Genomic DNA, 12,891 nt, shown 5'->3' on the forward strand with positions numbered 1-12,891 from the left:
CTCACCTCATGGAAACGGTACCATTCTATTCAGACGAGACGAAAACATTAAGGATTCAAAACTTTTGGAATAACTATTTCTCAGATTTATGTTTCTTGAATTATTCATATGAAGAAACAGATCAGGTGAAACATACTTTGCAAAGACGCAATTAACCCCATTAATCCTGGCGCGCCGAGAATAAAAATAACCCGACACACCCAACCCATTAAGCACCGACAGAAAAACCTCCAATGAAAACTCCAAAGAAGTCTCCCTATCGTCACCATCAGCAACCACATAATCGGTTATTTCACAATAGGTACCATACTCATTACAGGTCATAAAATAGCGAAGATAGTCATCCTCCACTTTTCGCTCATCAGACCCGATCGATTTAAACAAATCCATAAAACGATAAGTTTGCCACAGCTCAAGCAGCGCTTTTTCCAACGCTTCGCCGACGTCACCTGAATAGGACATACCCGCACAATACTTCACATGTCGATCACTATCGTTTTGGCCATAAACCGCCAACAAACAAACCCCAGGAAAACGTTTGTCAGAAATATCGAAAATGGAAACCTCGCCGGAAAATATTAGCGCATCATATAAATATTTAACATTCCTCCCTCGTAACAGACACTCAACTTTACCGAGCGAGAACAGTGCTTGGCATTGCTTAGTCAGCCAAAACCTCAGTAGAAATTGTCGTTCAAGATACTCTTTTACAGCTCCTAAAAACGCAACATCTACGTTCCAGTAAAAGCTGCACCCACAGGTGTCTCTCAGCGGATATAAAAAATTATCCTTTTCGAGGCCGTGCGCAGAAAGAGAAATACATACAGTGGGAATTAAGCACTCAGAAAAATCAGAAGCTCTCATGACTTGCGTCAGTGAGAAGTGATGTTTTTTAACCTCTTCAATTGATATCAGCCTTGAAGCCGTCTGTGTAAGAGCGCTGGCAAAACTATCAACTTCAGCTCTCGTCAACGAGTCACTAAGAAAGCCGCGCTTTATCGACAAAATCTCTCTATAAAAATGACGCCTTTCAAAATACTCTCCCAAGGCAGTTTTGATAGAGCGTGCGCCCCCGCCCACCCCTGACCCGTTAACTGAAAGAGCGTCTGACACCTCTACAGAATTTGGTAAATAGAGCAGTCCGGCAGGTTGAAACAATAATGCTCCAGGAAGATCCGGCTTCTGCATTGCATTAACAAGTTTCATGCTGCTTACCTATTAAATGAATACATACAGGAAGAAACAGAGCGGGGTTAACCCCCAGCAACTTACATACCATGGAGTCCGTATAAGCAGACCACGGGCGGCAGGCAATTCCTAATTTTTTTGCTTGAATCTCCACAAGCATATAAATAGAGCCAACTTCCATAAGCGCCATGCGATAACCACGATACCTATATTTGAAAATATTTTTAGGCATATAGACTGAATAAACAATAGCCAAACTCGGAAAACCCAGCTGTTCTCCAGACGAACCCATTATAGCCGCCTTCACATATTCAAAATCCACATCCACCTGCATCACTTCAAACCTCCTAGAACTAGGAAGCAAGTGCAAAACGCGCTCTTTAATGGGCCAGTCTGCATTACTCTCAGCGAGTGAACAAATGAAGATCTCAACAGGGTAGAGTGCTCCTGCACTCGGATACCCACGTTTGTGTGCTCCGACATTCCTAGAGACAAGAGGTGACACCAGCTTTTCAAGCACTTCAAAGTTCAGAGACGCTGACAAAAACTTCTCGCATGATTCATTTCTGTATAAGCATTCAGCCCTATCTTCCTCGGACAATCCAAGGCTGACCGTTAGCCCCATATCAGGATAGAGTACGAGCTCATTCCCGGTTAACTGGGTCAGATGTTCTTCGTCCAGTGTATGGAGGCCAGTGCAATGTTGAAACGCTGTATGAAATGTGAAGTTGCCTTTACTATGAAACTCAAGCACTGCCTCATAGACGGCAGGGTCTATAAATCTAAAATAATAGTCATGCGGAATATTTTTCACTTCCTTACCTCCAGGCAATCGCAGATATACCAGTGGGAACTGGACTCTTGAAATATTCTGCCGTCACTTAATTGCACATACGAGGAGCACAACACATCATCATGATACTTGCGCAAAACGCCGCTCTCAGTAAAAAACTTCACATTTCTAATAATTGCACCAATAACCACCAACTCTTGATACAAACTTAACTTCTTAAAGGGCACATTGACATGTTCATTTTTACAAAACGCCAATGCCGATGCCCAGTTGTTTTTCACCCGTTTGACTGACTCATTATGAATAAGTCTATCAACGGTACAAAAATGACAAGGGTTTCCGACCTCCGAGATATAAGGTTGCCCGATGCAAAAAAAACCGCCCATCGGCCAACAAACGCTAATAGCGCTAGCTGGTGATATTTTTGCCAAGTCAAAATGTATTTTTTTCAGGCCCTCATAATCATAAGAATGGCATAACAACACAATAAAACATCTAAACCCCGCAACAGAACTTACTATATCACTTGAAAAATCTTTAAACTCTACGACACCCGATAACTCTTGTCTAAATAAATCTTCAACCGCGGCAATCCCTTCCCACGAATGCACAACTATAGTCTTTTCAAAATAAAGCTCCTTAGCCGCCGTGAACGGAATTATTTTCTCCAGAAACTCAAATGCACTGGCTGCATTCAAGCCATTATCGGCGAGTATTTCATCCAACTCATCCTTCGTCAGCGCAGGAGACATTTGTATCTGTCGCAACGCCTTCAAGATCGGTCGTGAATGCACCTTAGAGATACCCGCATCGGATATTACTAAACTTTCCGTTTCAAAATTGAGAATCTGATAGTTAGGAATGGCTATATTCATTATGTGATCCCCTGTAGGGGTTTCAGGCGCTGCCTAAGAAACCCCGTCAAGTGGGTAAATAAACCTATTCTTTGGCAAGTGATTGTTCTTCTATCGAGTTGTGACCACATCCACCAGAGCCACCACTTCCTCCATTACATCCACCGCCACCTCCACACCCTCCACTTCCGCCACATCCCCCCTGACTTCCTGAAGCGCCAGCATTGCCAGCATACGGGTTAAATCCATAGTCATTGTCGAAATCATAGATAACTTCGCCATACTCTGATTTTTTCATTTTCAAGTTCCTCATATAGTCGTGTATTGTCACCAAACCGAAGTGACACTCACAATTTAGTAGACAAGAAGAAACTTGCAACGAAAATAATTTTTCCTTGTGGGAATTCAGTTACATCTAATTAGGAAATTTCACTCATTAAATTCAGAAAACCAATAATTGTCAGAAAGAAGAGGCAATGAATCAACTTTCACACACCAGATTATTCCTTCAAAAAATAACATCTTAGAAGTTACCAACCTCGGAATTCAACAACCGTTCTCTGGCGAGTTCTACGTAGGAAGCGGCGTGAAACTTCAAAAAAACGGTAATAAATCCGACAAGCGGTCCGCCGAGTTAGCGCCTTGAAACAACTTTAAAAGGCCAGCAAGCCGTGTCCCTGGTTTAGTCGCGACAGGTGTCTTCCCCTAATCCAACGCGGAGTTACACCATGAATAAAGTCCTACCCGATCCACCCCTCGATCCTGCAAAAGACCGTGCCGCGTTCAACCGCGCCATCACCGCCCATTCCTGGCGTTGGCTGGTGCGGGTGAAATACACATACATCGCCGCCAGCAACACATGAAAGGCCGACGCCTGGTAGTGGTTGGCAACCTGCTCCATGCGGTTGAGCAACTGCACCGGGAAGCCTTGCACCCAGGTGTTGCTCGACGTCTTGGCGTTGTGCCTGGGGGTGAGCAGTGGTTCGGGCAGCGCTTGGTATCTGCCCAGCCAATAGTCGCGGTCGCAGGCGTAGCGGGCCGATTGCAGGTAGCGTTGGTCGGTGTCGATAAAGTCGATGTAGGACGGCGCCAGCGGCTCGGCGTCGCGCCCCTGTTCCAGGGCGCTGTAGAGCTGCGCGAGGGATTGCAGCATCTGGCCAAAACCCCAGCCGTCGAGGATTAGGTGATGAGCCTGGATGCCAAGGCGGTAGTGATCATCGTCAAGTTTGACCAGGAAAAACCGGCACAAGGGCTCGCCGCTCAGGGCGTAGGGCCGAGCCATTTGCGCCTGCATCAAGGCTCGGGTTGCCGCCGATGGGTCGGGCAGCGCAGAGAAATCATGCAGCGCCATTTCCACCCTCAGCTCAGGGGCGAATGTTTGCCCTGGCAGGCCATTGGCGTCGGTGTGCAACTGAGTGCGTAGCGCATCGTGCCGGGCCACCAGCAGTGTGACGGCACGCTGCATGCGTTCGGGCGCGACTTTGCCGGCAAAATCCAGGCAGCCGCCAATGTTGTACAGCGGCGAATCGCCCACGCGCAGTTGGTCGAGCCAAATGTCATGTTGGGCACCCGTGAGGGGAAAGCGGGCCGGCAGGCTGGAGGAATACTGCATAAGATCCTTCTCATGGGGGTCAGGCACTGGCCGCGCAGAGGTGGCCCATTACGCCGAAGTGGCCGGATTGGAGCATGGGCGCCGGGGGGTGTCTGTCACCCGAAACCCGGACATTCAAATGGATGGATAGGCCTTGGCCGAAGGTTCATGGCTGAAACGATTAAAGCGTTGTAGGAGATTGGCTACAGCTGATCCATGCCGAGCCTCTGGATATCCCATTGATTTTATAAATTTCTCATTTACATCAATAAGTTAACAAAGTCTAAAAATAACTTACGCCTGTACGTAGCCGGCTCAACTCATGAGAAACGTCGGTTTAATGGCGCAGTTTTTATGGCAGCTTGTGTCCCTCGTTCCCGCTACATACGTAGGACAAAGTCCCATGGCTAAATGAAATTTCGAACGCCGAGTTACGTTCAAGCAGTACGGAGCGCCCTGCACAGGCCCTGGGCAACCGTTGACGGTTTTCGACATCAAGGATGAGATGGCTATGAGTCTGACCCCCAGTATTGGCGGCACCTGCGGCCCGCATTTTTTCTATGCCGAAATGGGCGAGTTGATTTCAAACAGCGGCGACGAACATTTCGCCGCCACGATGTTGCAGTTGGTGGGCAAGTGGGTACCGATTCACCTGGTAGACCTCAGCGAATGGACCCTGGATGAACTGCGCGACCGCGTGCTGGGCATCAAGTTACTAGGCAGCGCCGGGGTGAAAAAGGATTTGTCGGTGCCCCAGACCTTGCATGCGCTGAACGACCACCCGCTGTTGCGGCAGATGCTGCACATGCAAGACCCGCTGCTGATCCAGATGAACGCCAAGGCCAACAGCGCGCATCCGCGCGGCACTTCCCACCAATGCAACCTGGTATCGCGCCAGGGCAATCGACGTTGTGTGATTTCGTTCTACCGTCCGCCGACCCAGCAGGGGTTTTCCCTGGCTGAGTTGTCGTTTCTCAAGCGCCTGTCGGACACACTGTTGCCGTTGATGGAGCGGCACGCCCAGAGCCTGCGCCAGGCTCCACGCGCCGAAACTGAGCCGGCCCATACCCTGCTGGAACAATCGCAGTTGCAGCGTGAATTCTACAAACGCTTGTCTTTGAGCGACATCACCCTTTCGGCGCGGGAACAGGAGGTGTGCCTCGGTCTGCTGACCGGCGGTACCGTGCCGCAAATCGCGGAGAAACTCAGTGTCAAAAACAGCTCGATCGAGACCTACCTCAAGCGCGCAGCCGCCAAGCTGGGCGTGAGCGGCCGGCATGGCCTGGCCAAATGGATGGTGGGCGCCTGATAAACACACGACGTTAGAGTAACTTGAGCCCAACCGCGGCACGCCGGTTTGCATCGCCGCTTTCCAGTGGTTGTTTGTGCCCGTATTTGTCCAGGAAGCCGCCCACCACGGCCATCGAATGAAAGCCGCTGGTGACCGTGCCGATAGCGCCGTTCAGGAAGTCCTGGAGGGTTGCGGGCGCCACGAAGTCTTTCAAGCCCAGGCGACGCAAGGCCTGTCCCGGATACTCGCCATCATTGAGGCTGCGTATGGCTGCGGCAAAACTCTTATTAGCCTCCCCGTCATTATTTTCGAGGTAGGCGCGTTTGGCACTGACGGCATATAGAAAGTGCGCATTGACCAGAACATCGTTGGGCCGGTCGGTGCCGAAGTTGGCGCCGGCCGTGGCCTGCTTCAGTTCGTCATGGGTGATGTGCAGCTTGAACCCATCGCGCGTGACAATACGATAGCCGGTGTCGGTGACCACGATGGATTTGTAAATACCGTAAGGGTTATGGCCGAATCTCATCATCGCGGCCTTAATGGCGGATATCGTCACGCAATTACCTTCGGTCAATTGGTAAAAGCTTTTGAAAATATCAGTGGGCTTGATGCCCGTATTCGCAGGCGTACCTTTCAAGAATTCGTCACGATTGACGGTACGGTTATCGGTGACACTCGCAGGCAAAGATACTGAATCAACGTCGGGTTTCAACCGAGCGGATAACGTGGCCAACAGACGTTCCAACTCGCCTACCAGGCTACTCAGTTGTTTGGCTTCACTGGCTGGCGCAGGCGGATTGGAAGAAGACACAACAACTGGAGAAGTTACAGCATCGCTCGCCCTGGCATGACCAAGAGCAGCAGCATTAACGCAAGACACTAACATGTTGGATAACCTCCTGACACTTACCGAACACTTCAAATTACCCGCGAAGGGTGACTACCTTCAATGACGGTGAAACCGGCGTGTTGTATAACTGGCCCTCCATCACGCCCTCAATAATCACGCCGTTCTTGTTTCTCCCGCCCTTGTCCAACGGCACCCCGACCTGCGCGCCCAAAGCACTGGCCTCGATGACCTGCATATGTTCTTTCAGCCCCAGATAGGACAGCGCCGTGTCACCGTCGATGCCGCCTCCGGCCCCCACCAGTACACCCGGATAACTAGCCTCGGCATGGTACGCGCTGTCTTTTTCATAGTGGCTGAAGAAACGGTCCGCGGCCCTCTCGCGCGCCAGTTCAATGTGCTGGCGCTTGCTCATCACGCCAAACAGAAATTGCGCATCCTTGACCATGCCTTCATCGCCGCCACTGAACTTTGCCGCCCTGGCCGCCAGTTCAAGTTCTTCAACGGTGATTATCAGCTTGAAGCCGTCTCGCATCGTCACGTCATAGTGGTCGCCATGTTTGACGACGTGCTTGAAAATCCCGATAGGGCTTTGCCCGAATGTAGCCATGACAACCTTGATCGCGGCCACGTGCTCCTCTCGGCCCAAGATGCCCAGGTAAGGAAAGTTCTCATACGTGGCACGCAACCCATTGCGCAGGTCGTCAGGCTTTTGCCCTTTGGGTTTTTCAGACATAAACGTAGTGATTGGCTCATAGTTTTTATCTGAAAACATCTCAGCGAGTTCGGTATCAAACGCGCTACGGGTCTTCGCCAGGTTCGGCCGGTTCATGAAGGGCGCCAATTGTTCTTTCCATACACTTTTAACGGTTGGCACGGTGTCAGGTGCAGTCTGCGTATTCATCAGTGGTCTGTGCGGCGAACTCACAACAGGCGTTGGGTAAGCCACAACGGGTGGCTGGGGTTTCGGCGCCTCATTCTCCCTGCTCATCCATGTTTTAAGTGCCACGACTAATGTACCCAACAACCTCAACAGCTCCCCCAGCTCTGCGTCACGGTATGAGTTAACGCTTGGGCCAATCGGATAATGTGCCGGTGATTGACCCACGGGATTGGGTCGATCTGTAACGGGTTGATCAAGGGTTTTATCAGGCTGTGTAAACGTTGAGTGCGCAGGTGAGTAAGCAGGCTGAGTGTGCGTGAGCATTGTAGGAAGTCTCATTTAATTGAAGGAGGACAAGCGAAAACTATCAGGCGCTACTTGCTCACCGCCGCTGCCGAAAGCCTGCACTGAACAAGTACTCATGCGTGGCCAGGCGGTCGGAAAAGTTCCTGCCAGACAGGTAACAACATCCTTCTCGTTCAACGAACCGCTATCAGAAAATTCCTCAGCGTTGCGCTTTTTCTCCGAACAATCCTCAGCGTATCGCCGACTGACGCACCCGATATTCCCCCGGCGTCATCTGCGCGTACCGCAAGAAAAACCGACTGAAATACGCTGGGTCCTTGAACCCCAGTTGGTAGCAGATCTCATTCGCGGAACTGCCGGTAAACAACAGCAGGCGCTTGGCCTCCTGCATCAGCCGTTCAAGGATCAGGCGCTTGGAGGGCAGGTCGGCGATGCGCCGGCACACTTCATTGAGCCGCGCCTGGGTCACGCCAATACCTTGGGCATAACGCGCCAACGGCCAATGTTCCAGATAGTGGGCTTCGATCAGTTCGTTGAAGCGATGGAAGATACGCAGGTCTTCATGGGCTGTCGGACGTGCGGGCTGGGCGTGGGCGCACAGGCGCAGCAGGCGGATCATGATCAGCCTTGTGAGGCTGTCGAGGGCGGCGGCGCGCCCTGCCCGTTCGGCGTTGATCTCACTGCACAGCGCCTCGAAGAGTTGCTCCAGACCCTCGGCGTCGCCAGTCAAGGCCACACATGCGGCACCGCAAGCAAGGCTGGGGTCGGCGTCGATCAAGCTCCACACCAGTTGCTGGCGCACCGTCAACACATGCCCGTCGGCATCGGCCTCGGTGACAAAAGCGTGGGCCACCGTGGGCGGCGTGAGAAAAAACATCGGCCCCGATTCAACGTATTGGTGGTCATCCAGATATACCCGCACCGCGCCACTCTTGACGTAATGCACCTGGAAAAACCGGTCATGGCGATGCACGGCCATATTGCGCCCGAAAAAACCTGCCAGGTTGCCGAGCTTGTCGTAATGCACCTCGGCGTCGCTGTAGCGCTGGTCGTAGACCTGCCCGATGTTGATGTTGGGAATCGGCTTCACGGGGCTCTCTTCTTGTTGTTGTGAGGCCAGCGCAGTGTGCCACGCTTGACGGTAGTTAACATATTAATTATAACGTTAACAAATTAACGAACGGCCTATGCAGCCGTCGTCACCGCCAGGAGAAACGCATGAGTCGTACCCTGCATGATGTTGCCAGCGGCACCCTGTTCGGCGTTGCGCTGAACTACCAAGGCCTGCTGGACCAGCATCTCGCCGCCTTCCAGCAGGCGCCCTACCAGCAGCCACCGACCAAGCCGGTGCTGTTTATCAAAACCCCCAACACGCGCAATGGGCACGACGGCGTGGTGTTACACCCGCACGGCGAGCGCCTGCAACCGGGCCCGGCGCTGGGCGTGGTGATCGGCCAGCGCGCCAGCCGTGTCAGCCCGGAGAACGCCATGGCCCATGTGGCCGGGTATGTGGTGGTGAATGAATTCAGCCTGCCGGAAGACAGCTACTACCGCCCTGCCGTCAAAGCTAAATGCCGCGATGGGTTTTGCGCCCTGGGCCCACGGCTGGTTGCGCGGGATCAAGTGGCCAACCCCAATCAACTGAGCCTCAAGCTGTTCGTCAATGGCGAGCTGCGCCAGGAAAGCTCTACCGTCCATTGGGTACGCGACATCCCGCAATTGATCGCCGAGATCAGCGAGTTCATGACCCTGTACCCCGGCGATGTGCTGATCACCGGCACTCCGCAAGGCCGCGTGGATGTGCAGCCAGGCGACCAGGTTGAGGTCGACATCACCGGCATAGGCCGACTGAGCAACACCATTGCAGCAGAGGCATCGGCATGAAACGCGCACGTATCCGCTTTGAAGGTGCAACCCACAACGTATTGGTGCAAGCCGACTGCAGCGTGCGCCTGGAGGATGGGCGGTTGCTGGCCGAAGACCAGGTGCAATGGCTGCCACCCGCCACCGGCAACATGTTCGCCCTGGGTTTGAACTACGCCGACCACGCCGCCGAACTGGCCTTTACGCCGCCGACCGAACCGCTGGCATTCATCAAATCGGTGGGCACCTACACCGGCCACCGCCAAGTCACCTGGCGCCCGGACAACATCGCCTACATGCACTACGAGTGCGAGCTGGTGGCGGTGATTGGCAAGACCGCGCGCAACGTCAAACGCGCCGACGCCCTGGACTACCTGGCCGGTTACACGGTGTGCAACGACTATGCGATCCGCGACTACCTCGAGAATTACTACCGCCCCAACCTTCGCGTGAAAAACCGCGACGCCACCACCCCGGTCGGCCCATGGATCGTCGACGTGGCCGATGTGCCCGACCCAGGCAACCTGAAATTGCGCACCTGGATCAACGGCGAACTGCGCCAGGAAGGCAGCACGAAAGACATGATTTTCGATATCCCCTACCTCATCGAATACCTGTCCAGCTTCATGACCCTGCAACCGGGCGACATGATCGCCACCGGCACGCCCGAGGGCCTGGCCGATGTGGTACCGGGGGATGAAGTGGTGGTGGAAGTCGAAGGCGTGGGCCGCCTGGTCAACCGTATTGTCAGTGAAACGGAGTTTTTCTCCGCGCGCAAAGAGGCTTGAGCACCATGATCAAACACTGGATTAACGGCCGTGAGGTCGAAAGCAAAGACACCTTTATCAACTACAACCCGGCCACCGGCGAGGCCATCGGTGAAGTGGCCAGCGGCGGTGCCGAAGAAGTCGCGCAGGCCGTGGCGGCGGCCAAGGCCGCGTTCCCCAAGTGGGCCAATACGCCGGCCAAAGAGCGCGCGCGCTTGATGCGCAAGCTGGGCGAGCTGATCGAACAGAACGTGCCACACCTGGCCGAGCTGGAAACCCTGGACACCGGCCTGCCGATCCACCAGACCAAGAACGTGTTGATCCCGCGTGCCTCGCACAACTTCGATTTCTTCGCTGAAGTCTGCACCCGCATGGACGGCCACACCTACCCGGTGGACGACCAGATGCTCAATTACACCCTGTACCAGCCAGTGGGCGTGTGCGGGCTAGTGTCGCCCTGGAACGTGCCGTTCATGACCGCCACCTGGAAGACCGCGCCGTGCCTGGCGCTGGGCAATACGGCGGTGTTGAAGATGTCGGAACTGTCGCCGCTGACCGCCAATGAGCTGGGGCGCCTGGCGGTGGAGGCCGGGATTCCCAATGGCGTGCTCAATGTGATCCAGGGCTACGGCGCCACCGCCGGTGATGCACTGGTGCGCCACCCGGACGTGCGGGCGATTTCCTTTACCGGCGGCACCGCCACCGGTAAGAAAATCATGCAGAGCGCTGGCCTGAAAAAGTACTCCATGGAACTGGGAGGCAAGTCGCCGGTGCTGATTTTCGAAGACGCCGACCTGGAACGCGCCCTCGACGCCGCGTTGTTCACGATCTTTTCCCTCAACGGCGAGCGCTGCACCGCCGGCAGCCGCATCTTCATCCAGGAAAGCGTCTACCCGCAATTTGTCGCCGAGTTCGCGGCGCGGGCCAAGCGCCTGATCGTGGGCGACCCTCAGGACCCCAAGACCCAGGTCGGCTCGATGATCACCCAGGCCCATTACGACAAGGTCACCGGCTACATCAAGATCGGCCTGGAGGAAGGCGCCACGCTGCTGGCTGGCGGCCTGGAACGCCCGGCCAACCTGCCGGCGCACCTGAGCCGCGGCCAGTTTATCCAGCCGACGGTGTTTGCCGACGTGAATAACCGGATGCGCATCGCCCAGGAGGAAATCTTCGGGCCGGTGGTGTGCCTGATTCCGTTCAAGGATGAAGCCGAGGCACTGCAACTGGCCAACGACACCGAATACGGGCTGGCCTCCTACATCTGGACCCAGGACATCGGCAAGGCCCACCGCCTGGCGCGCGGTATCGAAGCGGGCATGGTATTTATCAACAGCCAGAACGTACGGGATTTGCGCCAGCCGTTTGGCGGGGTCAAAGGCTCGGGCACCGGGCGTGAAGGCGGCCAGTACAGCTTCGAAGTGTTTGCCGAGATCAAGAACGTGTGTATTTCCATGGGCAGTCATCACATTCCGCGCTGGGGCGTGTAGCCCAGGCTCAAACAAGCCTCCTGTGGGAGCCGGGCTTGCCCGCGATGCAGACACTGCGGTCCTTCAGCCGTACCGAGCCGATGCCATCGCAGGCAAGCCAGCTCCCACAGGGACCTCACAGGCCATACAAGAATAATTATTCAGGAGAGTCATCATGGGCGAAGTGGTTCTGGCAGCGAAGATCTGCCACGTACCGTCGATGTACCTGTCGGAACTGCCCGGCAAGCATCACGGCTGTCGCGAAGCGGCGATTGCCGGGCACAAGGAGATCGGCCGGCGTGCCCGCGAACTGGGGGCAGACACTGCGGTAGTGTTCGACGTGCACTGGCTGGTCAACAGCGGCTACCACGTCAATTGCGGCGAGCAGTTCCAGGGCACCTACACCAGCAACGAACTGCCGCACTTCATCAAGAACATGGACTACGCCTACCCCGGTTGCCCCGAGCTGGGCGAGCTGATCGCCGCCGAAGCCAACCTGGCTGGCGTGCGCAGCATGGCCCACAACATCCCGAGCCTGGAGCTGGAATACGGCACCCTGGTGCCCATGCGCTACATGCATATGGGCGTGCCCGACGCAGAAAAATTCAAAGTCATTTCCATCGCTGCCTGGTGCGCCTGGCATCGCCTGGAAGACAGTTTTGCCTTCGGCGCCGCCGTGCGCCGGGCGATTGAAAAGAGCGATCGCAAGGTACTGGTGCTGGCGTCCGGCTCGCTGTCCCATCGGTTCTCGGACGACCGCGAGGCTGAGGCGAATATCCACAACTGGACCCGCGAATTCGACAAGCAGGTGGACCTGCATGTCGTGCAAATGTGGAAGCAAGGCCGCTTCAAGGAGTTCTGCGCCATGTTGCCCGACTACGCCGAACACTGTTTTGGCGAAGGCAAGATGCACGACACCGCCATGCTCCTGGGCCTGCTGGGTGGGCCGGACTATGCCAAGCCGGCCGAGATCATCACGCCGCCGTTCGGCAGTTCGGGCACCGGCCAGATCAACGCGATTTTCCCGCTTTAACCCTGGGAG

The 12,891-nt window shown here is 54.7% G+C and carries 12 protein-coding genes and 1 pseudogene; 5 read left to right on the forward strand and 8 right to left on the reverse strand.

What is annotated here, in order from left to right:
- Positions 1 to 6: 6 nt before the first annotated feature.
- From AB9N64_RS07130 to AB9N64_RS07150, 5 genes and pseudogenes are all read right to left on the reverse strand, one after another.
- Complete coding sequence (locus AB9N64_RS07130; protein WP_073844876.1) at positions 7 to 1,206, reverse strand: YcaO-like family protein; 1,200 nt, start codon at positions 1,204 to 1,206, stop codon at positions 7 to 9.
- Positions 1,193 to 2,002, reverse strand: coding sequence for a nitroreductase family protein (locus tag AB9N64_RS07135; RefSeq protein WP_371360088.1), 810 nt, complete (start codon positions 2,000 to 2,002; stop codon positions 1,193 to 1,195). The genes AB9N64_RS07130 and AB9N64_RS07135 overlap by 14 nt, the downstream gene beginning before the upstream one ends.
- Entirely contained in the window at positions 1,999 to 2,856 is an 858-nt protein-coding gene (locus tag AB9N64_RS07140) for an McbB family protein (RefSeq protein WP_073844879.1), read from the reverse strand. Before AB9N64_RS07140 ends, AB9N64_RS07135 begins: the two co-directional genes overlap by 4 nt.
- Before the next feature lie 64 nt (positions 2,857 to 2,920).
- Entirely contained in the window at positions 2,921 to 3,133 is a 213-nt protein-coding gene (locus AB9N64_RS07145; protein ID WP_153476079.1) for a bacteriocin microcin, read from the reverse strand.
- Positions 3,134 to 3,631: 498 nt separating this feature from the next.
- A pseudogene (locus AB9N64_RS07150) lies at positions 3,632 to 4,447 on the reverse strand (condensation domain-containing protein); the annotation flags it as partial.
- 490 nt (positions 4,448 to 4,937) lie between these two features.
- Here AB9N64_RS07150 and AB9N64_RS07155 point away from each other — a divergent pair.
- Positions 4,938 to 5,735, forward strand: coding sequence for a helix-turn-helix transcriptional regulator (locus AB9N64_RS07155; RefSeq protein ID WP_020301322.1), 798 nt, complete (start codon positions 4,938 to 4,940; stop codon positions 5,733 to 5,735).
- Positions 5,736 to 5,748: 13 nt separating this feature from the next.
- Here the strand turns inward: AB9N64_RS07155 and AB9N64_RS07160 are convergent, their stop codons facing one another.
- The 3 genes from AB9N64_RS07160 to hpaA all read right to left on the reverse strand — a co-directional run bounded on the left by AB9N64_RS07160 (position 5,749) and on the right by hpaA (position 8,843).
- Entirely contained in the window at positions 5,749 to 6,603 is an 855-nt protein-coding gene (locus AB9N64_RS07160) for a hypothetical protein (protein ID WP_371360089.1), read from the reverse strand.
- Positions 6,604 to 6,640: 37 nt separating this feature from the next.
- Entirely contained in the window at positions 6,641 to 7,468 is an 828-nt protein-coding gene (locus AB9N64_RS07165) for a type III secretion protein (RefSeq protein WP_224796950.1), read from the reverse strand.
- Between the two features lie 514 nt (positions 7,469 to 7,982).
- The gene (gene hpaA / locus AB9N64_RS07170) at positions 7,983 to 8,843 is read right to left on the reverse strand and encodes a 4-hydroxyphenylacetate catabolism regulatory protein HpaA (RefSeq protein ID WP_060767788.1); all 861 of its coding nucleotides are present in this window, start codon (positions 8,841 to 8,843) and stop codon (positions 7,983 to 7,985) included.
- 128 nt (positions 8,844 to 8,971) lie between these two features.
- Between hpaA and AB9N64_RS07175 the strand changes: the two genes are divergently transcribed.
- From AB9N64_RS07175 to hpaD, 4 genes are all read left to right on the forward strand, one after another.
- Complete coding sequence (locus AB9N64_RS07175) at positions 8,972 to 9,637, forward strand: fumarylacetoacetate hydrolase family protein (RefSeq protein ID WP_073452996.1); 666 nt, start codon at positions 8,972 to 8,974, stop codon at positions 9,635 to 9,637.
- Positions 9,634 to 10,404: a fumarylacetoacetate hydrolase family protein gene (locus AB9N64_RS07180; protein WP_014719071.1), complete on the forward strand. Its 771-nt coding sequence runs from the start codon at positions 9,634 to 9,636 to the stop codon at positions 10,402 to 10,404. Before AB9N64_RS07175 ends, AB9N64_RS07180 begins: the two co-directional genes overlap by 4 nt.
- 5 nt (positions 10,405 to 10,409) lie before the next feature.
- Positions 10,410 to 11,870, forward strand: coding sequence for a 5-carboxymethyl-2-hydroxymuconate semialdehyde dehydrogenase (hpaE, locus tag AB9N64_RS07185; protein ID WP_014719072.1), 1,461 nt, complete (start codon positions 10,410 to 10,412; stop codon positions 11,868 to 11,870).
- Positions 11,871 to 12,024: 154 nt separating this feature from the next.
- Positions 12,025 to 12,882 (forward strand): 3,4-dihydroxyphenylacetate 2,3-dioxygenase, encoded by an 858-nt coding sequence (gene hpaD / locus AB9N64_RS07190; RefSeq protein ID WP_014719073.1) that lies wholly within the window; start codon positions 12,025 to 12,027, stop codon positions 12,880 to 12,882.
- The last annotated feature ends 9 nt before the right edge of the window (positions 12,883 to 12,891 follow it).

It is taken from the genome of Pseudomonas sp. KT_2_4 (assembly GCF_041410225.1).
Classification (GTDB): domain Bacteria; phylum Pseudomonadota; class Gammaproteobacteria; order Pseudomonadales; family Pseudomonadaceae; genus Aquipseudomonas; species Aquipseudomonas paracarnis.

Excerpts from the sequence above, each read along its gene's own strand:
- AB9N64_RS07130 (WP_073844876.1), bottom strand. The coding sequence starts at position 1,206 with ATGAAACTTGTTAATGCAATGCAGAAGCCGGATCTTCCTGGAGCATTA.
- AB9N64_RS07140 (WP_073844879.1), bottom strand. The coding sequence starts at position 2,856 with ATGAATATAGCCATTCCTAACTATCAGATTCTCAATTTTGAAACGGAA.
- AB9N64_RS07145 (WP_153476079.1), bottom strand. The coding sequence starts at position 3,133 with ATGAAAAAATCAGAGTATGGCGAAGTTATCTATGATTTCGACAATGAC.
- AB9N64_RS07155 (WP_020301322.1), top strand. The coding sequence starts at position 4,938 with ATGAGTCTGACCCCCAGTATTGGCGGCACCTGCGGCCCGCATTTTTTC.
- AB9N64_RS07160 (WP_371360089.1), bottom strand. The coding sequence starts at position 6,603 with ATGTTAGTGTCTTGCGTTAATGCTGCTGCTCTTGGTCATGCCAGGGCG.
- AB9N64_RS07165 (WP_224796950.1), bottom strand. The coding sequence starts at position 7,468 with ATGAATACGCAGACTGCACCTGACACCGTGCCAACCGTTAAAAGTGTA.
- AB9N64_RS07175 (WP_073452996.1), top strand. The coding sequence starts at position 8,972 with ATGAGTCGTACCCTGCATGATGTTGCCAGCGGCACCCTGTTCGGCGTT.
- AB9N64_RS07180 (WP_014719071.1), top strand. The coding sequence starts at position 9,634 with ATGAAACGCGCACGTATCCGCTTTGAAGGTGCAACCCACAACGTATTG.
- hpaE (WP_014719072.1), top strand. The coding sequence starts at position 10,410 with ATGATCAAACACTGGATTAACGGCCGTGAGGTCGAAAGCAAAGACACC.
- hpaD (WP_014719073.1), top strand. The coding sequence starts at position 12,025 with ATGGGCGAAGTGGTTCTGGCAGCGAAGATCTGCCACGTACCGTCGATG.